Annotated in this window: 23 protein-coding genes and 1 tRNA gene; 7 read left to right on the forward strand and 17 right to left on the reverse strand. The window is 68.0% G+C overall.

Going from position 1 to position 20,672, the window contains the following annotated elements; translation table 11 throughout:
- Positions 1–48: 48 nt before the first annotated feature.
- From I2456_RS15935 to I2456_RS15990, 13 genes are all read right to left on the reverse strand, one after another.
- Positions 49–864: a hypothetical protein gene (locus I2456_RS15935; RefSeq protein ID WP_085074557.1), complete on the reverse strand. Its 816-nt coding sequence runs from the start codon at positions 862–864 to the stop codon at positions 49–51.
- Between the two features lie 9 nt (positions 865–873).
- Entirely contained in the window at positions 874–1,587 is a 714-nt protein-coding gene (locus I2456_RS15940; RefSeq protein WP_085074558.1) for a hypothetical protein, read from the reverse strand.
- On the reverse strand, positions 1,584–1,859 hold the full coding sequence (locus tag I2456_RS15945) for a hypothetical protein (protein WP_085074559.1): 276 nt from the start codon (positions 1,857–1,859) through the stop codon (positions 1,584–1,586). The genes I2456_RS15940 and I2456_RS15945 overlap by 4 nt, the downstream gene beginning before the upstream one ends.
- A 187-nt stretch (positions 1,860–2,046) precedes the next feature.
- Entirely contained in the window at positions 2,047–2,397 is a 351-nt protein-coding gene (locus I2456_RS15950) for a hypothetical protein (protein WP_085074560.1), read from the reverse strand.
- A 9-nt stretch (positions 2,398–2,406) separates the two neighbouring features.
- Positions 2,407–3,150: a hypothetical protein gene (locus I2456_RS15955; RefSeq protein ID WP_205880174.1), complete on the reverse strand. Its 744-nt coding sequence runs from the start codon at positions 3,148–3,150 to the stop codon at positions 2,407–2,409.
- Positions 3,137–4,840: an HsdM family class I SAM-dependent methyltransferase gene (locus tag I2456_RS15960; protein ID WP_241007725.1), complete on the reverse strand. Its 1,704-nt coding sequence runs from the start codon at positions 4,838–4,840 to the stop codon at positions 3,137–3,139. The genes I2456_RS15955 and I2456_RS15960 overlap by 14 nt, the downstream gene beginning before the upstream one ends.
- 51 nt (positions 4,841–4,891) lie before the next feature.
- Positions 4,892–5,476, reverse strand: coding sequence for a recombinase family protein (locus tag I2456_RS15965; protein ID WP_085074561.1), 585 nt, complete (start codon positions 5,474–5,476; stop codon positions 4,892–4,894).
- A 141-nt stretch (positions 5,477–5,617) separates the two neighbouring features.
- Positions 5,618–5,941, reverse strand: coding sequence for a hypothetical protein (locus I2456_RS28525; protein ID WP_241007726.1), 324 nt, complete (start codon positions 5,939–5,941; stop codon positions 5,618–5,620).
- Positions 5,886–6,152, reverse strand: a complete 267-nt coding sequence (locus I2456_RS28530) for a hypothetical protein (RefSeq protein ID WP_241007727.1) — start codon at positions 6,150–6,152, stop codon at positions 5,886–5,888. Before I2456_RS28530 ends, I2456_RS28525 begins: the two co-directional genes overlap by 56 nt.
- On the reverse strand, positions 6,149–6,637 hold the full coding sequence (locus I2456_RS15975) for a hypothetical protein (RefSeq protein WP_139823197.1): 489 nt from the start codon (positions 6,635–6,637) through the stop codon (positions 6,149–6,151). The genes I2456_RS28530 and I2456_RS15975 overlap by 4 nt, the downstream gene beginning before the upstream one ends.
- A gap of 584 nt (positions 6,638–7,221) precedes the next feature.
- Positions 7,222–8,802: an AAA family ATPase gene (locus I2456_RS15980; RefSeq protein WP_163703947.1), complete on the reverse strand. Its 1,581-nt coding sequence runs from the start codon at positions 8,800–8,802 to the stop codon at positions 7,222–7,224.
- A gap of 166 nt (positions 8,803–8,968) precedes the next feature.
- Positions 8,969–9,187, reverse strand: a complete 219-nt coding sequence (locus I2456_RS15985) for a helix-turn-helix transcriptional regulator (protein ID WP_085074564.1) — start codon at positions 9,185–9,187, stop codon at positions 8,969–8,971.
- 230 nt (positions 9,188–9,417) lie between these two features.
- Entirely contained in the window at positions 9,418–9,672 is a 255-nt protein-coding gene (locus I2456_RS15990; RefSeq protein WP_085074565.1) for a helix-turn-helix domain-containing protein, read from the reverse strand.
- 70 nt (positions 9,673–9,742) lie between these two features.
- Here I2456_RS15990 and I2456_RS15995 point away from each other — a divergent pair, with 70 nt between their 5' ends.
- Together I2456_RS15995 and I2456_RS16000 are read left to right on the forward strand one after the other, a co-directional pair.
- Complete coding sequence (locus tag I2456_RS15995; RefSeq protein WP_139823199.1) at positions 9,743–10,321, forward strand: hypothetical protein; 579 nt, start codon at positions 9,743–9,745, stop codon at positions 10,319–10,321.
- Positions 10,318–11,706 carry a tyrosine-type recombinase/integrase gene (locus I2456_RS16000; RefSeq protein ID WP_085074567.1) on the forward strand — a complete coding sequence of 463 codons (1,389 nt, stop codon included), beginning with the start codon at positions 10,318–10,320 and terminating at the stop codon, positions 11,704–11,706. The genes I2456_RS15995 and I2456_RS16000 overlap by 4 nt, the downstream gene beginning before the upstream one ends.
- An 86-nt stretch (positions 11,707–11,792) precedes the next feature.
- Here I2456_RS16000 and I2456_RS16005 read toward each other — a convergent pair.
- From I2456_RS16005 to I2456_RS16020, 4 genes are all read right to left on the reverse strand, one after another.
- A tRNA-Val gene (locus tag I2456_RS16005) sits at positions 11,793–11,867 on the reverse strand.
- Positions 11,868–12,005: 138 nt separating this feature from the next.
- Positions 12,006–12,467: a peroxiredoxin gene (locus I2456_RS16010; RefSeq protein WP_068026884.1), complete on the reverse strand. Its 462-nt coding sequence runs from the start codon at positions 12,465–12,467 to the stop codon at positions 12,006–12,008.
- Entirely contained in the window at positions 12,467–12,889 is a 423-nt protein-coding gene (locus I2456_RS16015; RefSeq protein ID WP_068026886.1) for a DUF3052 domain-containing protein, read from the reverse strand. The genes I2456_RS16010 and I2456_RS16015 overlap by 1 nt, the downstream gene beginning before the upstream one ends.
- Before the next feature lie 80 nt (positions 12,890–12,969).
- A complete protein-coding gene (locus tag I2456_RS16020; RefSeq protein ID WP_082952098.1) occupies positions 12,970–13,560 on the reverse strand; it encodes a hypothetical protein in 591 nt (196 codons plus the stop codon).
- A 138-nt stretch (positions 13,561–13,698) separates the two neighbouring features.
- Here I2456_RS16020 and aceE point away from each other — a divergent pair, with 138 nt between their 5' ends.
- The 5 genes from aceE (at position 13,699) to kasA (ending at position 20,665) form a co-directional block, all read left to right on the forward strand.
- The gene (gene aceE / locus I2456_RS16025) at positions 13,699–16,491 is read left to right on the forward strand and encodes a pyruvate dehydrogenase (acetyl-transferring), homodimeric type (protein ID WP_068156215.1); all 2,793 of its coding nucleotides are present in this window, start codon (positions 13,699–13,701) and stop codon (positions 16,489–16,491) included.
- A 132-nt stretch (positions 16,492–16,623) separates the two neighbouring features.
- Positions 16,624–17,949: a PucR family transcriptional regulator gene (locus tag I2456_RS16030; protein ID WP_085074568.1), complete on the forward strand. Its 1,326-nt coding sequence runs from the start codon at positions 16,624–16,626 to the stop codon at positions 17,947–17,949.
- Between the two features lie 140 nt (positions 17,950–18,089).
- Positions 18,090–18,998, forward strand: coding sequence for an ACP S-malonyltransferase (locus I2456_RS16035; protein ID WP_085074569.1), 909 nt, complete (start codon positions 18,090–18,092; stop codon positions 18,996–18,998).
- 72 nt (positions 18,999–19,070) lie between these two features.
- Positions 19,071–19,418 (forward strand): meromycolate extension acyl carrier protein AcpM, encoded by a 348-nt coding sequence (gene acpM / locus I2456_RS16040; RefSeq protein WP_067416664.1) that lies wholly within the window; start codon positions 19,071–19,073, stop codon positions 19,416–19,418.
- Entirely contained in the window at positions 19,415–20,665 is a 1,251-nt protein-coding gene (gene kasA / locus I2456_RS16045) for a 3-oxoacyl-ACP synthase KasA (RefSeq protein WP_068026902.1), read from the forward strand. The genes acpM and kasA overlap by 4 nt, the downstream gene beginning before the upstream one ends.
- Positions 20,666–20,672: the final 7 nt, after the last annotated feature.

Below are 20,672 nucleotides of genomic sequence, written 5' to 3' on the forward strand. Positions count from 1 at the left end.
TCGACGCGCCCAGCGCCATCCCGGTCACCACGGTTATCAGCGAGGTCATCACGGCGTCGGCTCCGGCGGCGTGATGGTGACGGCGGCGATGCACGCCTCGTAGCTGACCAGCACCGACCGCTCCGCAATCGCCGCGTAGATGTTGTGGCGCTCGTCAATCGCGGTCCTGACCTGTACCTGGTCGCGCCAGCCGAACGGCTGCGACGTGGCGATGATCTGGTCACCCAGGCCCTCCACGTAGCCGCCGCCGATGATCCAGACGTTGCCCAACGGGCTGACCCAGCGGGTGCCGGACCTGGTGAACAGGCGCTCCGCGCCGCCCAGGGCCACCCACTGCGCCCCGATGTGGAAGTAGCCGGTGGTGCCGGTCAGGGCCATCGCGCCCTCCAGGTAGCCCACCGCCTGCGCCAGGCTGGCGGCAGTCTGCGGGTCGCCCAGATCGGCGGCGTCGAGCTTCAGCCGGTCGGCGAAGGCCCGCTCCACCATCGGCTGCTCCTCCAACCGGAAAATCTGGGCGGCGTTCTCCTCGATCTGACGCCGTGACGGCTCCGTGAGGTCGCATTCGTCGTAGGCCCAGACCGTGACCGGCTCAAACGGGTCGAGAATGCCCTGACGCTCACCTGTCTTAAGGCTGCCGGGCGCGGGGTCACCGCACCACGGCGCGTCCCAGATACCGGACGCCTGGCCGTTGGGGTAGTTGGTGCCGCGCACCTCCACGCCGTGCAGGTGGCGGCTTGGCTCGTCAGCGGCCATCTCGGTCCAGGTGGTGGCGGCGTACAGGCCGAAGGCGGTCGGGTTGACCGGCGGCACAACGAAGTCCACCGGCAACGGCGTGGTGTAGGTGGTGACGGGCGGCATGGTCATGGCGGTCTCCTAGGTGTTGATGCCCATAGCGGCCAGCTCGGCGCGCGGGTCGGTCTCGGTGGTCTGGCGGTAGTCGGCGTGCTCGTCGCGGTCCAGGCGGCGCTCCAGCTCCAGCGCGGCCCGGTCGATGGTCCGGCTCAGCAGCCGCTCCAGATGCTCCGATCGGCTGGCCTGGCCACGCAGCCCCTCGGCTCCTGGCGGGTAGGAGTGGCCCAGCAGATCGGAGAAGGCGGCGTCGATGCCGTCGGCCAGCGCGGTCAGCGCCGCCCAGGTGCCGTTCTTCAGCGCCTTGTCGGTGACCGTCGGCAGCGCCGGGCGTTGCGCCAGGTCGGTCAGCGTCGTCATCGCGTAGCGCCGCTTGCCCGGCTCGTTGGCCAGGTGAGCAGTCTTACGGCGGGCATCGGCCTCCGCCAGCCAGCCGACGATGGTCCCGACGGCTTCGTGGACCGCCTCGGCCAGCGCGGGCACCGACCCCGGCGTGGCGGCGTGCCCGAACCGGGTAGGCCGGTCAGCGGCGGCGACACGGCGCGCCAGCGGCGTCACGACATCGGCAATCTCACGCGCCAGGCTCCAGTCGGCGCTGTAGTGGCCGGTGATCATTCCGGCGCGCCGCCGCTCCCGCAGCTCGGGCTGGCTGTACCGACGCGGGCGCTTGGGCTGCGGCGCACCCGGCACCGACGCCCGGTAGGCCGGTGTCCCGAACCGGCGCACGGCGCGGCTCATGCGGGCGTCACCACCTCGGCGGCGTCGGCGGCTTCGGTCTCGGGCTGGCGGATCAGCTCCAGCAGCTCGTCGGCCTGGGCCTCGCTGATGCCCATGTCGCGGGTCAGGTATGCCCGGTGCCGGTGCCACGCCAGCGCAGCGCGGGCCTCCGCCACGCGCGGCCCGTCGGTCTCGCCTCTGGAGGCCAGCACGCCCAACCGGGCGCGCCACGACTCCATGCTCCGGCTTCGCGGGTGGGCGGCGGTGGTCTGGTCACTGGCGGCTGTCGTCATGTCGGCCAGTCTGTCACTCAAGGGTGCAAGCAACTTGACGAAATAGCTTGCGGCGCAATGAGTTTCCCGACTTGGGCGGGATTGTCAACGCCTCGGGCGGGCCTACAACGTGGGAATTGTTGGCCACGAACGCAACAGCCCGGCCCGTTGACCGGCCCGGAGCGTTTGGGCGTGTCGGGTGGGCTGGTTACAGCTCCTCGTCGGCTTTGCGGAGGTCCGCTTCGGCGGCGGATCGGTCGGCGTCAGCCGCCCGGCGATGTCGTTCGGCGGCGGCGCGATGTTCGGCGGGGTCACCCCTGCCCGCCTCCGCCGCGTCATCGTGCACCAGTGCTGCCTCTTCATGTACGCGGGCCGACTTGTCGTGTCGGTCAGCGGCCTTGCGGTGCGCGGCGGCGGCGCGGTCATGGGCTTCGTCGGCACGCTGAGACGCCAACCGCACGTCGTCCTCGGTGACCGGCTCACCGCGCTCCAACGCCGCGTGCCGGTCGATCAGCTCCCTGGACCGATCCGCTGCCCGGTCCCTGGCTTCTTCGGACATGGTCAGACCCTACTTGCTGCGGGCCTTCCTGATGTTGCCGTCGCCAGTGGCCTCGTACATGTCAAAGTTGCGCTCAGCGGTCAGCTCGATGAGGTCATCGAAAACCACTCCCAGCGCGACCGGCGCCTCTGGGCTGTCCACTTCGTGGCAGATGACCGACGGCGCAAAGGGATTGGAATCCACCAGGAGCACGTAGAGTCGCTCGAATTGCTCGTCTCGGTCAGCCGGGTCGGCTCGCCCGGTGAACAACCGGAAGCGAGGAAAGACATTCTCAAAGGTGCTGTTGCGGCGCGGTGTGTGATCACTGGCCGCGCCGATGTCGAAGAAGAAGAACCCGGCCACGACAGCGAACGGGAACCGGCGGTGCAACGTGGTGGACTCGAATAGCAGGTCGCCGCGCCGGTTGGTGAGATTCTTCTGGAAGTGCCCGCCGACGCTATCGCGGAACATGATCGTCTTGACCGAGCAGGCCAGCATCAGGCCGGACTCCTCGGTCGCCCAGGTGACATCGACCTTCTTGGCTCCGAGACCGCCCGCGAGTCGCCGCTCAGCGCCCGATAGCCCGATCTCTCCCGGTTCGCCTGGCCGGGCTCCATCCATGCCGCGCGCCCGCAGCTCCTGGGCGATGGCGAGCGCCAGGGTGGCGCTGATCTTGTTGCCCCACGGGTTCTTCTGCCCCTGCGGGGCATCGTCAGGCGGCTTGGGACCGGCAGCCTTGATCGCGCCGATGAGCAGGTCGTCAATCCGCGCCACGGCGACCCCTTGCGACTCGTCGGGCGGTGAGTTCGGCGTGAGCGTCACGCAGCACCCGCACCTCGGCGCGGGCCATGCCCAGCTCGCCGACCAGCAGCACGTCGTCAACCAGCTTGGAGGCTTCGAGGAGCTTCCCGCCGCGCAGCAGCCCCGCCACCTGCGGACGGATGTTGCTCAGCCGATCAGCGGCGGCCTCGACAAGTGCCGCCGGAGGAACCGGCAGCCGGTCGGCCTCGCGCGGCTCCAGCTTGAGCATCCCGCCGCCATAGGCGCGGCCCACGGTCTCAGCCCCTACCAGCGTCATCGACGTCAGCGAAGCCAGCGGCAGCAGCGCCTTACCGAGCTTGCGGACCTTCGGCGCGAGATAGACACCGTGCACTGAGTTGAGGTGCGCGGCCTTGGCGGTGTTAGTTGTCAGCCGAGGCGTGTCGGCGTTCATGTACGTCAGCAGCAGGTCAGCCGGAGCCAGATTCGGCACCCGCCACCACGGCTTGCGCACGCGGCACTTGTAGGCGGTGTGAACACCAGCGGCCTCCCCGGCGGCGATGTAGGCCCATGCTGCCGGAGACGGCTCACCGGGCGGGCGGAACAGCCATGTCGCGGAGCCGTTGCGCCCAAGCTCGTTTAGCGCGGCGGTGCCGAACGCCAGCCCGCGCAGGTGGCGGCTGCCAGGCGGCGACAGCCGCAAGACATCGGTGGGTTCCAGGCCCAGGTCGGCCACTCGCGCAGGCGACAGCGCGAAGTACTTGTTGTTGCCGGTGACCATGCCCAGCGTCGTGTCACCCCAGCTTTCCAACACGGTGAAGCTGCCGCCCGACAACAGGCCGGTGTAGGCAGTCAGCGCATCGGCGGACAGCAGCGAGGGCGTCCACTTCTCCTCGGGCCGGGTCGGCGTCCAGGTGCGTCCGGCGGCGATCGTCGCCAGCTCGGCGGCGTTGCGGGCTTGATAGATCGAGGCGTGGTCGGTCGGACCCTCCTGGTAACCGTCGGCCAGGAGCAGCAGCACCTCCTCCTGAGCCTCGGGAAACACGCGCTCGGTGAATAGCACCAGATCGACGCGGGCGAACGACTCCAGGAGGAACCGGCGCACTTCGGCGGCGTAGTTGACGCTCAGCAGCTCAGCCGGCAAAACCAGGCCCATCCGCCCGCCGTGCCGCAGGAACAGCGCCGAGTGCACCGCGAACGCGGCCCAGCTTGACGCCAGGTTGGTCAGTCCCACGCCCGCGCGCAGCGCCGCCGCGCGTGACCGCGCCCTGGCCGTACCGGAGAACTCCTGGTACCGGATGTAGGGCGGGTTGCCGATCACCACGTCATACGAGCCGGTCGGGTCAACACAGAAGAAGTCGTTGACAGTCACCCGCGCGTCCACTCCGGCGTTGCGCAGCACCTTGCGCGCCGCGCGGGCGGAGGCGTCATGCAGCTCCACGCCATCGAGGGCGGCAAATTGGTCACCGTGGCCGGGGGTGCGGAGTGCCGCTAGTCGATCAACCGCCGCCAAGAGGAATGACGCCTCACCGCACGATGGTTCAAGGATGCGCTCGCTGGTGCTGCGGACGGCCCACTCGGTGATGTAGCGGGCGACGGCCTCGGGGGTGAAGAACGCGCCGCGAGCTTTACGAAGCGCCGCCGTGTCAGTCCCCAGCACCATGCCGGAAATCTTGCCTTGCCGGACCGACAATCCGGCGGACATACCCGACAAGGGAGGGCAAGTGTCGCGAAGTGACCTGCGCGGTCGGACGGGTCAGGCGTCGGCCAGCGCGCGGTACGCCGTGGACACGCTCACGCCCAGCGCCTCAGCGATCACCGGCACCGGCTCGCCGCTGGCGCGCATCCGCTCAGCGAGCGCGGCCTGGTCGGCGGACAGCGCCCTGGGCCGACCGATCGGCAAGTTGCGGGCCTGGCGCGCCGCCTTGGCAGCCGACCGGCGCTCACGCTGAAGCTCCAGTTCCAGCTCAGCCATCGACGCCATGACGCCCATGACGGCGCGCCCGGTCGGCGTCGAGCTGTCGATGCCCTCGCGCAGCGACCGGAGCACGACATCACGGGCAAGCAGGTCGCGGATGGTGGTCATCACCTCGGCGGCGCTGCGGCCCAGGCGGTCGATGCCGACGACCACGATGGTGTCGCCGGGCCGGGCGTAGTCGAGCAGCGCGCCCAGGCCAGGGCGCTGCTCACGGGTGGAGGTGCCGGTCAGCTTGTCGGAGTACACGCGGGCGGCGTCCACTCCGGCGGCGGTCAGCGCGTCGGTCTGCTGGTCAAGGGACTGGTGGCCGGTGCTGACGCGGGCGTAGCCGAGCAGTTGGCCGGTGGTGGGGGCGGTGGTCATGGCCGTCAGCCTATGTCAAAAGTCAGCGCGTGGCTATTTTGATTTGACAGGACTTCTGACACAGATGGCCAGGGCCGATGCGTGTGCGCTGCGGTGGAGCTGGCGGTCTGTCAGAACTAAAGTTTTGACACGGGCGCGCAGCTACAGCGGGCGGCGGCTCCGGCCCGGCGACCACCCGGCTAGCGGGTCGTAGCCGTCGGCCTGGCGCTTGCGCGGCGGCTGCGGGTCGGCCTGGGCTTCCAGGTTGGCCAGCTCCGCCGCCTCGGCCTCGGCGGCAGCGTCGGCATCAGCGCGTTGTTCAGCGTCGGCGTCGGCCAGCTCGGCGGCATCAGAGTCGGCGCTCAGCATCTCGCTGGGCAACGATTCCACCGCCGCCGTGGCCTCGTCTGGGTCGGGCGCGGTGACCGGCTCACCGGCACGGTGGCGCGCCACGGCCAGCCACTCCGCCAGTTCGTCGGCGCGCACGCCGCCCAGGGCGAGCACCTGGCGGGCCACGTCGAGCTGTACCCGGCCAGGCCAGGTCGTCAGGGCCGACCACGGTGCCGAACAGTTGGGTCAGCTCCGCCGCCGCCTGGGCCTCCAGCGCCGCCGGGTCCAGTCGGCCCTGGGCGGCGTCCTCGGCAATGGACATCGCCGCCGTCACGACGTCGCTGGCGGTGGTCAGGGTGTTGGTCATGGCACTACCTCGGCTTCGATGATCGGGGTCGCGGGCAGTTGGTGCTGCTCACGTTCAGCGAGAACGGCCAGCAGCCGCTCACGGGTCTGGGCGATCAGCGCCGACGGGTCGGCGGTCACGGTGACGTCCACCCGCTCCGGTTCGTACAGCCCGCCGATCTTGGCCAGCTCCACCTCGTTGCGGGTGATTTCACGGTTCAGCATCACCAGCGTGTCGTCGTCGCCAGCTCGGTACGCCGCCACGAACCTCTGGGTCATCGCGCGGGTGCGGGTCTCGATGGCGTACTTGTGGGCCTCGATGGTGGTGGCCGTCGCCTCGTTGCGCCGGTTGCGTTCGACGTGGCGGGCCACGGCGGTCTGCGCCGCCCCGACGCTGCGGTAGCCCAGGCGGTCGCACACCTCGCGCCAACTGAGGCGCTGGGCGCGCAGCGCGAACGCTTCGGCGGCGCGCTCCCGGCTGGCGTACCGCGACATCGTTGTAGCCATCGGGCCGGACCTCCTCTCGTCGGGGTACCGCAATGTTGGGTACCGCAGTTGTACCGCAGCGCCGTGCAGACGCCGGGCTGGCCGGACGGTGGCGCTGGCCGGAGCCGGAGGGGTGCCGCCGCCCGCAGCCCGCTGAGCCTGTCGATGACGCCGCCCTCTCGCCGCCTCCGCCGCTCTTTTACCTCCGCCGCAAGCCGCCGTCCATTGGGCCGAACGCGCCAACGGGACGGCCACGCGCCGGTCCCTTAGAGACCCGGCGCGACCGGCGCGTACCCTGTCCGCAAACCGGCGCACTTCGGCGCACTTGATAGTAGAAATGTGGTCTGAGCTGGGGTTTTGAATGCGCCGGTCGGTCACCCGCGCGTATCGGCGCGTACCGGCGCATTGAACCCCGACAAGGGCGGGGTTGTGCGCGTTTGCGCTGGTCAGGAGGTGTTTTTGAATGCGCCGATTACGCGCGGCGCGTTCATTCGCTGACCTGGGCTTTTGCGGTGAACGCGCCGGTGCAAATCGGCGCGTTTGACCTGGGCTTTTGTTCACAGTGCGCCGGGCGTCAATTTGCGCGGCGGCGCGTTCGGCGCACATCACTGAGGGTCAACGAACGGGTCGCCGTTGCGGTCGGCGGCATGCCATTCAGGGCGCTTGTCGGTGCCCTTGTTGATCACGTAGTTCAGCTTGGCCAGCCGGGCGTGCGCGTCTCGCAACCGGCTCTTGGACACGTTGCGCCGGGTCTCGGCGGGCAGCGCCTCCAGCGCCCGCAGCGACGTGCCGGGGTTGTCCTTGACCAGCTTCCACACGATGTCGTCGTCGCTGTGGTCCCGCTTCGTCTTCCGGTCAGCCGACACCGTGTTGCCGCTCATCATCAGCCGGTGCTGGCCGTCGTCGGTCGGCTTCAGGGTCAGCAGGCCGGGCGGCACGTTCACACCGCGCCGACCGAACGCCTCAAACGTGCGCGGGGTGTCGGCGGCGGGCGGGCCGTCCAGCCGGATGGTCGCCAGGGTGTCCACGGCTCCCTCGATCGAGCTGTGCCCACGCGCGCCCTTGTCGGGGTCTTTGCCGAGGTGGTGCGTGATGACCCGACCGACGGCATCGCACTCCACCGCCAGCGTCTTGAATCCCTCGATCACGTCGGCCACCTGGGACGAACTCTCGTCAATGCCCAGCGCCGACAACACGGTGTAGAGGCAGTCGAAGATGATGAACGACCCCGGCCTGATTTGACCCCGCCAGTAGGCCCGCGTGGCGTCATCGCTCAGGTTCAGCATGGCGCTGCGCCCGAGCAGGTCGTGGTAGTTGATCCGCCGCAGCAGGGCCGGGTCGGTCACGCCCGCTTTCGACAGCTCGTACTGCATCATGTCAGCGCCCATTTCGGTATCCAGGAACGCCACGTCGGCGTCGGCGGGCAGCCGGGTGGCGAACCTGCCCACGAACGTCCCGCCGGTCAGCAGCGCCCGCACCAGGTCCACGTTGGCGGTGGTCTTGCCCGCCTTGCGCTCTGAGAACAGGCCCAGGCTCTTGCCCAGCGGGATCAAACCGTCAACGACGAACGGATCGGCGGGCGGCGTGTAGGTCGCCAGGTCAACCCGCGTGGTGAGGTCCGCGTACCTGGCGGCGGTGCGCGCGGCGGTGATCTGGCGACCCCGCTCCCGCACCGCCAGCCTGGTCGCCTCCAGCTCGGCGGACGCCTCGATCTTCAGGGCGGCGAGCTGGTCGAGTGTCAGCGCGGGCAGGGCGGTGAGCTGGTCATCGGTCGCACCGGCATTGACCGCCTTGTCGCCGTTGAAGGTCAGTTCCGGCGGGTTCTTCATCGGGTCACGCCCGGCGTTTCGCTGCTCGATGTCAGCGGCGATCTTGCGCGCCCACGGCTCCGTGCGGCCATCGAGAACACTCACCGCGTACCGGCGCGCCGCCCACCGCTTCACCCGCTTGTCGGTGGCCCTCTGCGCCGCTGAGGCAGCGGCGTGCTTGGCATTGATGCCCCGGGTGTTGAACGGGTTGTAGCCCGGCTCGTCGGGCCTTCTGCCGTCCATGTCCACCAGGTCGGCGGCGGCGGGCTGGCCGTTCGTCTTGGCCTTGCCGAAATCAGCGGGCAGATCAACGGCAAAGGGCGGCGGCTGGCCGTTGGTGACGGCGCGGCTGCCGGGCTTGCCGGTATTGTCTGACATGTGTGGCCTCTCCTGGGGGCTGCTCATTTCGGACCTTTCGGGTGGTGCTGGAAGGGACGTTGACTCTTTGCCGGAGTCGTTGGGTTGTGGTGCCGTCGGGCAGCGCGTCGAGGCCAAAGACGCCGCCCGGCGGCATCACTCATTTCAGGTCAATTGCGTTGCGCCGCTACTTCTTTCGGCGCACGGGCGTGACCGTGCGCGCGGTCATCCACGCTTCGAGGTCGCAGACCCGGTAGCGCACCCTGGTGGTGCCGACCACCACGTAGGGTGGGCCGATTCCCTTGTTGCGCCAGGTTTTCAGGGTCGCCGGGCTGACGCCGACAATCGGCGCGGCTTCCTCGGTGGTGACCGCCGGGCTGGCGGTCGGTGGGCTGACTGTAGCCATGTGTTGGGTTCCTCTCGGGTGTCGTGGGCGGGTCAAACGCTATCGGGCGACCGTGCAGACGCCGGGCTTGTTCGTGTTGACTTGCCCGACCTGGGTGGGCAACTGCTGCAAGGGATTTCGGACTTCGCGCTGATGGCGGTGACCTACTTCACCGACTTCGGTCTGTGTTGTCGGCGCTGACTTTCGCCAGGTCGGGCGGGCGTGTCTTGGGCGTGACCGCGCGGCGGCGGTCACTTGGCACCGTCGCTGGCGGTGACGTCCTCACCCTCCAGCATCCGCAGCAACTTGGCGGTGGGCACACGCTTGCGTCGATGGCTCAGCCAGATCACGGGAAGGTGCCCGGTCTTGACCATCTGATAGGCGTATGGCCTTGACACGCCCAGGTATTCGGCGGCGGTCTCGATGCTCACGGTGGGCGGTCCCCCACGCAGTTGCTCCAGTGATGGGCAGCGTTTGGTCGTATTTGTGTCGGTTGAATCAGCCATGTCTCAAACGGTGTCTTGAATAGTGATAGTTGTCTAGGCGTTTTGCTATCTTTAGCGTTATCATCTTTTCGTGACTACTGATAACTCGGCGTTCACGCCCATCGTGGGCGACGTGACCGCCAGCGAGATTCGCCGCGTCAGCGGCAGGCGCGGCAGCGACAACGGCCTGATCGAAATCCCCCTGTACGGCCATGCTTTCCGCTACCAGGTGCGCATCGACCGCAGCGCCGGGACGCCGCGCCTGACAGAGCTACGGATGATCTGCGCCGATGACGGCGGTGACATCGACCCCGCCGCCGTGCGCCAGGTGCCGGTGCGCCGACTGGCCAAGGCGGCGGCACAGTTCATCTCCATGACCGAACACGGCGTGGTCAACGCTGGTGACCTGTTCGACCCGACCGGGCAGGCGCGGCCCGATCTGGAGCCGGGACGCCGCCGCCGCAACCTCGGCCCTGAGCATTACCGCCAGGTCGCCGCACGGCTCGAATACGCGCGCGAGATCGGCCTCTCGCCAAGGGAACACGTCTCCGACTATTACGGGGTGGCCTTGCCCACCCTGGACCGCTGGATCAAACAGGCCAAAGAGCGCGGCTTCCTGCGCCGCGACTGGAGTACCACCACCGCCGACACCGAGGAGACCGACCGATGAGCGCCGACCCACAGCCCAAGCGCACCCGCCGGGCCGAGCCGATCACGAAGGGACGCGGCCACCGTGGTGAGACCGTCTACTCCTTCCGCGTCGATGTCGGCACCCGGCCCGACGGCAGCCGCGAGCGGCAGCGGTTCACCTTCTCCACCTTGGCGGAGGCGCGTCGGGAGTACCGCCGGATCACTACCGAGGTGGCGGCGGGCACCTTCGTCCGGCGCGACAAGACGACCGTAGGCGTGTTTCTGGCTGGGTGGCTGGACGGTCGGCGTGACTTGCGACCCGGCACGTTGGCCGGATACCGCTTCGCTCTCAAGCCGGTGATTGATCACGTTGGCGCGGTCCCGTTGCAGCACTTGCGAACCGCCGATCTGGATGCCCTGACGACGCTGCGGATGGCGGGTCAGCCCGTCGCCCAGAGCGACAAGCGCGGTCGTCGGTCAGCCGAGGTGCTGACCTGGCTGCGGGCGCGTCCCGACGGTGCCAGCTACGGCGAGATGTTCGCGGAGTTCGGCAACGCCGGAGAGAAGGCGCTGGCGCGGCTGGTGGCCTCTGGTGAAGTGACCCGGCCCGCGCGGGGGCGATACGCCGCCGCCCGTCCTGCCGACCCTGAGCGCCCGAAGGTGGCCGGTGGCGTCAGCGCGCGCACGGTCGTCACGATGCTGGTGGTGCTGTCGTCGGCCCTCGATGACGCGGTGGCCCAGGGCCTCGTGGCCCGCAACGTCGCCCGGCTGGTCAAGCGGCCCAAGATCGCCGCCGCCGAGATGGCCTTCTGGACGCCCGACGAGGCCGAGCGATTCCGCGTCCATATAAGTAGTGACCGTTTGGCCGCGTGCTGGCTGCTGACGCTGGCCGGGCTGCGCCGGTCGGAGGTGCTGGGCCTGCGCTGGGCCGACGTGGACTTCGACGCCGGGACCATCACCATCGCTCAGGGCCGGGTGGTCGTCGGCGGCGGAACGGTGACCGGCGCGCCGAAGTCCATGCGCTCGGCGCGGACGCTGCCGATGCCGCCGGTCCTGGAGGCCGCGCTGCGGGCCTTCAGGACACGCCAGGCCGAGGAGCGCCTGGCCCTCGGCGGCGGTTGGCCGGACACGGGCCTGGTCGCGGTCAACGCCGACGGCTCCCCCATCCGGCCAGAGACTTACTCCAAGGCGTTCGCCGCCCACTGCGCGGCGGCGGGGGTGCCGGTGATCCGGCTGCACGATGTCCGCCACACCGCCGCCACGATGCTGCTGGACGGTGGCACCACGCCATCGGCGACGGCGAAGTGGCTGGGCCATGACCCGGCGATCACGCTGCGGGTGTACGGCCACGTCTACGACGACGCGCTGGCGTCGGCGGGCGATGCGCTGCTGGGCCGGTCGCGCGCCAGCGGCGACGAAGCCTGACCCGTTGGCCCACTCTTGGCCCATCGGGGGTTTTTGTGCAGGTGGTGCCTTCGACGGCAAAACCGCTGTCTAGCTGGGGTTTTCGTTGGTGGGCGCGGACGGTATCGAACCGCCGACCGCTGGTGTGTAAAACCAGAGCTCTACCACTGAGCTACGCGCCCTTTATGCCCCGGCGCAGGCTACACGTCTTGGGGCCCAGCACTCAAAACGCCGATCCTCCCAGACGAGCGTGCGCAGAATGCCAGGCTTTCCGGCGTGTCCCTGTACAGACACGCGCGCTCGCCAACCCGAGCAGAGCCTCAGCCCGCCAGCGCGGCCAGCGCGTCGGTCCACATGCGCTGGTCGCGGGCTTCTCCGGGCTGCTTCATCTCGGCGAACCGGATGATTCCCGACTTGTCGACGGCAAAGGTGCCGCGGTTGGAGATGCCGGCCTGCTCGTTGAACACCCCGTAGGCCTGGCTCACCGCGCCGTGCGGCCAAAAATCCGACAACACGGGGAACAGGAAGCCGTTCTGGGTCGCCCAGATCTTGTGCGTCGGCGGCGGGCCCACCGAGATGGTCAGCACCGCCCGATCGTCGTTCTCGAAGTCCGGCAGATGATCGCGGATCTGATCGAGCTCACCTTGGCAGATGCCGGTGAAAGCCAGCGGAAAGAACACCAGCAGCACGTTCTTCGTGCCGCGATAGTCGCTGAGCGTGACGGGTTGTTGATTCTGGTCGCGCAGCGTGAAGTCGGGGGCGGTGGCTCCGACGTCCAGCATCAGCGCTTCCCGGCGCGAGACTTGGGCTGCACCAGCCGGCTGGCGCTCCAATCACCGAGATTGACAGACGAGGTCGGCATCAAGCCCGCGGTGGGAGCCGCTTCGGCGATCTCAGCCGGCAGCACATGCCCCGGCCGGCCGGTCTTGGGCGTCAGCACCCAGATCACGCCGTCTTCGGCCAGCGGGCTGATCGCATCCATCAACGTGTCCACCAAGTCCCCGTCGCCGTCGCGCCACCACAGCAAGACGACATCGACAACTTCATCGGTGTCTTCGTCGAGCAAGTCGGCGCCACACGCCTCTTCGACTGCCGCGCGGATGTCGTCGTCGGTGTCTTCGTCCCAGCCCCACTCCTGGACGACTTGGTCCCGTTGGATGCCCAGTTTGCGAGCGTAGCTCGGGGCGTGATCCGCCGCGACCACCGTGGAACCTCCTTCGAACCTCCGCACGACGTGCGCTGGGGTTTATCGTTGCACAAGCTCGGCCCGGTCGATACCGGACCTCAGTAGGAAGCTCTGCATAAGTTCAGTGCCTTCGTTTTCGCGTCGTTGAGGGCGTCGACGCGCCGGTTGAACTCCGCCGTGGGCGCGTGCGTGGCGATGGCGTTGGCCACCGCGCGGGCCGCGTCGACGTAGGCGTTCATCGCGTCGCGCATCTGCTGCGACAACGCGCCGCTGTAGCTGCCTTCAACCTGCTGGGCGCTGTCGTTGAGCGCCGCGATGGCCGGCCCCTCGGTGGGGCCGGTGTTACGACCCGCATTGAAAGCCCCGACAAAAGCGTTCACCTTGTCGATGGCATCCTTGCTGGTGGTGGCCATGGTGTCGCAGGAGGTGTGGATGGCCCTGGTGGTCAAGGATTGCTGACGTTGCGATTCGCGGACGCTGGACGTCGCCGACGAGGCCGACACCGAGGCCGACACCGACGAGCGGTAGGCGGGCGCGACGTTGGTGTCGGGTGTGGCCGTGCCTTCGGTGACGCTGGTACACCCCACGATGCCCATCGCCAGCACCGCAATACACCCGAGCGCCGCAGCACCTCGCCGAGGGAATTCCCCCGTGTGCGCGCGAGGGACGGCACGCCATCCGATGAGCACGGGGTCTGACGTTACCGGGTCACGGTCCCACCTGTCCCACATGCACCGTGTTCGGTTTGTGGCGGCGGCTATCCGCCCGGGACGCCAGTGCGGCACGATAGAGACAAGGCAGGCCCCCGCCAGCTTAGGAGTGGTGAGTTGACGACCGAGTTCGCGCGCAACGATCTGGCGAAATCATCAAGCAACGCAAGCGAACCCGACCGAGTTCGGGTGATTCGTGAAGGCGTCGCGTCGTATCTGCCCGACATCGACCCGGAGGAAACTTCGGAGTGGTTGGAGTCCTTCGACCAACTCCTGGCCCGTTCCGGGCCGGCGCGCGCGCGATATCTGATGTTGCGGTTGCTGGAACGAGCCGGCGAACAACGGGTCGCCATCCCGGCGTTGACCTCCACTGACTACGTCAACACCATTCCCACCGAGCTGGAGCCGTGGTTTCCCGGTGACGAGGACGTGGAACGCCGCTACCGCGCCTGGATCAGGTGGAACGCGGCCATCATGGTGCACCGCGCGCAGCGGCCCGGCGTCGGTGTCGGCGGCCACATCTCGACCTACGCGTCGTCGGCGGCCCTCTACGAGGTCGGCTTCAACCACTTCTTCCGCGGCAAGTCCCATCCCGGCGGCGGCGACCAGGTGTTCATTCAGGGCCACGCCTCCCCCGGCATCTACGCGCGGGCCTACCTCGAAGGCCGGCTCAGCGCCGATCTGCTGGACGGCTTCCGCCAAGAGCACAGCCACCCCGGCGGCGGGTTGCCGTCCTACCCACATCCGCGGCTGATGCCCGACTTCTGGGAATTCCCCACCGTGTCGATGGGGCTGGGCCCGCTGAACGCCATCTACCAAGCCCGGTTCAACCATTACCTGCACGACCGGGGCATCAAAGACACCTCCGACCAGCACGTGTGGTGCTTCCTCGGCGACGGCGAGATGGACGAGCCGGAAAGCCGCGGCTTGCTGCACATCGGCGCGCTGGAGGGCTTGGACAACCTGACGTTCGTCATCAACTGCAACCTGCAGCGCCTGGACGGCCCGGTGCGCGGCAACGGCAAGATCATCCAGGAACTCGAGTCGTTCTTCCGCGGCGCCGGCTGGAACGTCATCAAGGTGGTCTGGGGCCGGGAATGGGATGCGCTGCTGCACGCCGACCGCGACGGCGCCCTGGTGAACCTGATGAACTCCACCCCGGACGGTGACTACCAGACCTACAAGGCCAACGACGGCGCGTATGTGCGCGACCACTTCTTCGGCCGGGACCCGCGCACCAAGGCGCTGGTCGAGCACATGAGCGACCAGGAAATCTGGAACCTCAAACGTGGCGGGCATGACTACCGCAAGGTTTACGCCGCCTACCGCGCCGCCGTCGACCACAAGGGACAGCCGACGGTGATCCTGGCCAAGACCATCAAGGGCTACTCACTGGGCGCCCACTTCCAGGGCCGCAACGCCACTCACCAGATGAAAAAGCTTGCGCTGGAAGACCTCAAAGCTTTCCGCGACTCCATGCGCATCCCGGTCAGCGACGCCCAGCTGGAGGAAGACCCCTATCTGCCGCCGTATTACCACCCGGGCGCCGACGCCCCGGAGATCCGGTACATGCTCGACCGGCGGCGCACGCTGGGCGGCTTCGTTCCCGAACGCAGGACCAAGTCCAAGGCACTCAAATTGCCGGAACGCAAGATCTACGCGGCGATGAAGAAGGGCTCCGGACAGCAGGAAGTCGCCACCACCATGGCGACCGTGCGCACCTTCAAGGAAGTGTTGCGGGACAAGGAGGTTGGGCCGCGCATCGTGCCCATCATCCCCGACGAGGCGCGCACGTTCGGCATGGACTCCTGGTTCCCGTCGCTGAAGATCTACAACCGCTACGGCCAGCTCTACACCGCCGTCGACGCCGAATTGATGTTGGCGTACAAGGAAAGTGAAGTCGGCCAGATCCTGCACGAAGGCATCAACGAAGCGGGTTCGGTGGGCTCGTTCATCGCCGCCGGCACTTCGTATGCGACGCACGACGAGCCGATGATTCCGATCTACATCTTCTATTCGATGTTCGGATTCCAGCGCACCGGTGACGACCTGTGGGCCGCTGCCGACCAGATGACCCGCGGGTTTCTGCTCGGCGCCACCGCCGGGCGCACCACGCTGACCGGCGAGGGCCTGCAGCATGCCGACGGCCATTCGCTGTTGTTGGCGGCGACCAACCCGGCAGTGATCGCCTACGACCCGGCGTACGCCTTCGAGATCGCCTACATCATCGAAAGCGGCCTGGCCCGCATGTACGGCGAGAACCCCGAAAACGTGTACTTCTACATCACCGTCTACAACGAGCCGTACGTGCAGCCGCCGGAGCCGGAGAACTTCGACCCCGAGGGTGTGCTGCGCGGCATCTACCGCTACCACGCAGTGACCGAGGAACGCGGCAGCAGGGCGCAGATCCTGGCCAGCGGGGTGTCGATGCCCGCGGCGCTCAAGGCCTCCCAGCTGTTGGCCGAGGACTGGGATGTGGCCGCCGACGTGTGGTCGGTGACCAGCTGGAGCGAACTCAACCGCGACGGGGTGGCCGTCGAAACGCATCGGCTGCGCCATCCCGACGAGCCCGCCCGCGACGCGTACGTCACGCAGGTGCTCGCCGACACCGCCGGGCCGGTGATCGCCGTGTCGGACTGGATGCGCGCCGTTCCCGAGCAGATCCGGCCGTGGGTGCCCGGCACGTATCTGACCTTGGGCACCGACGGGTTCGGCTTCTCCGACACCCGCCCGGCGGCCCGCCGCTACTTCAACACCGACGCCGAGTCACAAGTCGTGGCCGTGCTCGAGGCCCTGGCCCGCGACCAGGAGATCGACGCGTCGGTGCCGATCAAGGCGGCCCGTCAGTACAAGATCGACGACGTCCAGGCCGCGCGGGGTCAAGACGAGGACGCCGGTAGCGCGACCTGAGTCCGCGGTCTATGCCGAGCGTGAAGCCAGCTTCACGCTCGGCGCTCAGTGCGCGGCCAGCTTTACGCTCGGCGCCGCTCCGAGGAAGCCCACTTGGCGGAACCTTCCATAAACGGGGCGTAGCTTTTAGGTGTGAATGACAATCAGTTCAGTCCCCTTGGCCGCCTCGGCCAGGCGAGGTCGCCGCTGGAACTGGTCGACACCGTGCCCGACTCGCTGCTGCGCCGGTTGAAGCAGTATTCCGGCCGGCTTGCCACCGAGGCCGTCTCGGCGATGCAGGAACGGTTGCCGTTCTTCGCTGACCTGGAAGCATCTCAGCGCGCCAGCGTGGCGCTCGTGGTTCAGACGGCGGTGGTCAACTTCGTCGAGTGGATGCAGGACCCGCACAGCAACGTCAGCTACACCGCCCAGGCCTTCGAACTGGTACCCCAGGATCTGACGCGCCGGATCGCGCTGCGCCACACCGTGGACATGGTGCGCGTGACGATGGAGTTCTTCGAAGAGGTGGTGCCCCTGCTGGCCCGCTCCGAAGAGCAGTTGACCGCACTGACCGTCGGCATCTTGAAGTACAGCCGCGACCTGGCGTTCACCGCGGCCTCGGCCTACGCCGACGCGGCCGAGGCCCGGGGCACCTGGGACAGCCGGATGGAGGCCAGCGTCGTCGACGCCGTCGTGCGCGGCGACACCGGCCCGGAACTGCTGTCCCGTGCGGCCGCCTTGAACTGGGACACCACCGCGCCGGCGACCGTCGTGGTCGGCACCCCGGCACCCGGACGGGACGGGTCCAACGGCCAGGGCAGTGAGCGCGCCAGCCAGGACGTGCGCGACATCGCCATCCGGCACGGCCGCGCCGCACTGACCGACGTGCACGGCACCTGGCTGGTGGCGATCGTCTCCGGCCACCTGTCCCCGACCGACAAGTTCTTGAAGGACCTGCTGACGGCCTTCTCGGACGGACCTATCGTGATCGGGCCGACGGCGCCGATGCTCACAGCCGCCTACCACAGCGCCAGCGAGGCAATCTCGGGGATGAACGCCGTCGCCGGGTGGCGCGGCGCCCCACGGCCCGTTCTGGCCCGGGAATTGCTGCCGGAACGCGCCCTGATGGGTGACGCCTCGGCGATCGTGGCGTTGCACACCGACGTGATGCGGCCCCTGGCCGACGCCGGGCCCACGCTCGTCGAGACCCTGGACGCTTTCTTAGATTCTGGCGGCGCTATTGAGGCTTGTGCCAGGAAGTTGTTCGTTCATCCAAACACGGTGCGCTACCGACTCAAGCGAATCACCGACTTCACGGGCCGTGATCCGACCCAACCACGGGACGCCTACGTGCTGCGCGTCGCCGCCACGGTGGGCCAGCTCAACTACCCGACGAATCCGTCCGGCGTCACCGTGAACACCCTCTCGCAGGCTCCGCTGCCGGTCAGAGGCGGTTCTGCCGCGACCGCGAGCGGATAGTGACTCAGATGACAGATCGCGGCGCGATCTCAAAAATGTAGCTTACGAGGGTATTTTGTGGGAGGTATACAAAAACCTAAGACGAGGTTCATAATCTGTTACACCCCGCAAAACCGTCTTCACAGTGTTCTCTTAGACACGTGATTGCGTTGCTTGCACCCGGACAGGGTTCCCAGACCGAGGGGATGCTGTCGCCGTGGCTGGAACTGCCCGGCGCAGCAGACCGGATTGCGGCGTGGTCCAAGGCTAGCGGCCTGGACTTGGCCCGGTTGGGCACCAGCGCGTCGATCGAGGAGATCACCGACACCGCGGTCGCCCAGCCGTTGATTGTCGCGGCCACGCTGCTGGCTCACGGTGAGCTGACCAAGCGGGGGCTGCTGGCCGATCAGGAAGTCATTGCCGCCGGTCACTCCGTCGGCGAGATCGCGGCCTACGCGATCGCCGGCGTACTGGCGGCCGACGACGCCGTTGCACTGGCCGCCACCCGCGGCGCCGAGATGGCCAAGGCCTGCGCGCTCGAACCCACCGGGATGTCCGCGGTGCTCGGCGGTGACGAGGGCGAGGTGCTGACCCGCCTCGAGCAGCTCGACCTGGTGCCGGCCAACCGCAACGCCGCCGGTCAAATCGTCGCCGCCGGCCGGCTCACCGCGCTGGACAAGCTCGCCGAAGACCCGCCGGCCAAAGCCCGGGTCCGGGCACTGAGCGTGGCCGGGGCGTTCCACACCCAGTTCATGGCTCCCGCGCTGGAAGGCTATGGCGCCGCCGCGACCAACATCGCGACCGCCGAGCCCACCGCCACGCTGCTGTCCAACCGGGACGGAAAGCCGGTGGCGTCAGCCGCAGCGGCCATGCAGACGCTGGTCGCGCAACTCACCCAGCCGGTGCGCTGGGACCTGTGCACTGCGACCCTGCGCGAGCACAATGTCACGGCGATCGTCGAGTTCCCGCCCGCGGGCACCCTGACCGGTATCGCCAAACGCGAACTTCGGGGGGTTCCGACGCGCGCCGTCAAGTCACCCGCAGACCTGGACGAGTTGGCGAACTTGTAATTCGCCGGCTTCGGCCAGACCAAAACGTACGTCAGTTCGTTTGCAACACAACACATTACGAAGGGAAAAGCTGTGGCCGTCAGTCAAGAAGAAATCATCGCCGGTATCGCCGAGATCATCGAAGAGGTCACCGGTATCGAGCCGTCGGAGGTCACCCCGGAGAAGTCGTTCGTCGACGACCTGGACATCGACTCGCTGTCGATGGTTGAGATCGCTGTTCAGACCGAGGACAAGTACGGCGTCAAGATCCCGGACGAGGACCTCGCTGGTCTGCGCACCGTCGGTGACGTCGTCGCCTACATCCAGAAGCTCGAGGAAGAGAACCCCGAGGCTGCTCAGGCTCTGCGCGCCAAGATCGAGTCGGAAAACCCCGACGCGGTTGCCAACGTCCAGGCGAGGCTCGAAGCGGAGAGCAAGTGACCAAGCCTTCCACTGCTAACGGCGGTTACCCCAATGTCGTGGTAACCGCCGTCACGGCGACGACGTCGATCGCGCCGGACGTCGAGGGCACGTGGAAGGGTTTGCTGGCCGGCGAAAGCGGCATCCACGTCCTAGAAGACGAATACATCACCAAGTGGGACCTGCCGGTCAAGATCGGTGGCCACCTCAAGGAGCCCATCGACAACCACATGGGCAGGCTCGACATGCGCCGCATGTCGTATGTCCAGCGGATGGCCAAGCATCTCAGCGGCCAGCTGTGGGACAGCGCAGGCAACCCAGAGGTCGACCCCGACCGGTTCAGCGTCGTGGTCGGCACCGGCCTCGGTGGCGCCGAACGCGTCATCGAGAGCTACGACCTGATGAACGAGGGCGGCCCCCGCAAGGTGTCGCCGCTGGCCGTTCAGATGATCATGCCCAACGGTGCTGCGGCGGTCGTGGGCTTGCAACTCGGCGCCCGCGCCGGCGTGATAACCCCGGTGTCGGCCTGCTCGTCGGGCTCGGAGGCCATCGCGCATGCGTGGCGTCAGATCGTCATGGGTGACGCCGAGATCGCCGTCTGCGGCGGCGTCGAAGGACCTATCGAGGCGCTGCCCATTGCGGCGTTCTCGATGATGCGGGCCATGTCGACCCGCAACGAGGAGCCGGAGCGCGCGTCGCGGCCGTTCGACAAGGACCGCGACGGCTTCGTGTTCGGTGAGGCCGGAGCGCTCATGGTCATCGAGACCGAGGAGCACGCCAAGGCCCGCGGCGCCAAGCCGTTGGCCCGGTTGATGGGCGCCGGTATCACCTCCGACGCCTTCCACATGGTGGCCCCGGCGGCCGACGGCGTTCGCGCCGGTCGGGCGATGACCAGGGCACTGGAATTGGCGGGCTTGTCCCCCAAGGACGTCGACCACGTCAACGCCCACGGGACGGCAACGCCGATCGGTGACACCGCGGAGGCCAACGCCATCCGCGTCGCCGGTTGTGAGCGTGCCGCGGTGTACGCGCCGAAGTCAGCGCTGGGGCACTCCATCGGTGCTGTCGGCGCACTGGAATCAGTTCTCACGGTGTTGAGCCTTCGGGACGGCGTCATCCCACCGACCTTGAACTACGAGACTCCGGACCCCGAGATCGATCTGGATGTCGTTGCGGGCGAACCGCGTTACGGCGAATACCAGTACGCGATCAACAACTCGTTCGGGTTCGGCGGCCACAACGTGGCGCTCGCCTTCGGGCGTTATTAGAGGCAGG

Source organism: Mycobacterium kubicae (assembly GCF_015689175.1).
Classification (GTDB): domain Bacteria; phylum Actinomycetota; class Actinomycetes; order Mycobacteriales; family Mycobacteriaceae; genus Mycobacterium; species Mycobacterium kubicae.

What these genes read in the sequence shown, in the direction of transcription:
- I2456_RS15935 (WP_085074557.1), bottom strand. Translation starts at nt 864, where the DNA reads ATGACCATGCCGCCCGTCACCACCTACACCACGCCGTTGCCGGTGGAC.
- I2456_RS15940 (WP_085074558.1), bottom strand. Translation starts at nt 1,587, where the DNA reads ATGAGCCGCGCCGTGCGCCGGTTCGGGACACCGGCCTACCGGGCGTCG.
- I2456_RS15945 (WP_085074559.1), bottom strand. Translation starts at nt 1,859, where the DNA reads ATGACGACAGCCGCCAGTGACCAGACCACCGCCGCCCACCCGCGAAGC.
- I2456_RS15950 (WP_085074560.1), bottom strand. Translation starts at nt 2,397, where the DNA reads ATGTCCGAAGAAGCCAGGGACCGGGCAGCGGATCGGTCCAGGGAGCTG.
- I2456_RS15960 (WP_241007725.1), bottom strand. Translation starts at nt 4,840, where the DNA reads ATGTCCGCCGGATTGTCGGTCCGGCAAGGCAAGATTTCCGGCATGGTG.
- I2456_RS15965 (WP_085074561.1), bottom strand. Translation starts at nt 5,476, where the DNA reads ATGACCACCGCCCCCACCACCGGCCAACTGCTCGGCTACGCCCGCGTC.
- I2456_RS28530 (WP_241007727.1), bottom strand. Translation starts at nt 6,152, where the DNA reads ATGACCAACACCCTGACCACCGCCAGCGACGTCGTGACGGCGGCGATG.
- I2456_RS15975 (WP_139823197.1), bottom strand. Translation starts at nt 6,637, where the DNA reads ATGGCTACAACGATGTCGCGGTACGCCAGCCGGGAGCGCGCCGCCGAA.
- I2456_RS15980 (WP_163703947.1), bottom strand. Translation starts at nt 8,802, where the DNA reads ATGTCAGACAATACCGGCAAGCCCGGCAGCCGCGCCGTCACCAACGGC.
- I2456_RS15985 (WP_085074564.1), bottom strand. Translation starts at nt 9,187, where the DNA reads ATGGCTACAGTCAGCCCACCGACCGCCAGCCCGGCGGTCACCACCGAG.
- I2456_RS15990 (WP_085074565.1), bottom strand. Translation starts at nt 9,672, where the DNA reads ATGGCTGATTCAACCGACACAAATACGACCAAACGCTGCCCATCACTG.
- I2456_RS16000 (WP_085074567.1), top strand. Translation starts at nt 10,318, where the DNA reads ATGAGCGCCGACCCACAGCCCAAGCGCACCCGCCGGGCCGAGCCGATC.
- I2456_RS16010 (WP_068026884.1), bottom strand. Translation starts at nt 12,467, where the DNA reads ATGCTGGACGTCGGAGCCACCGCCCCCGACTTCACGCTGCGCGACCAG.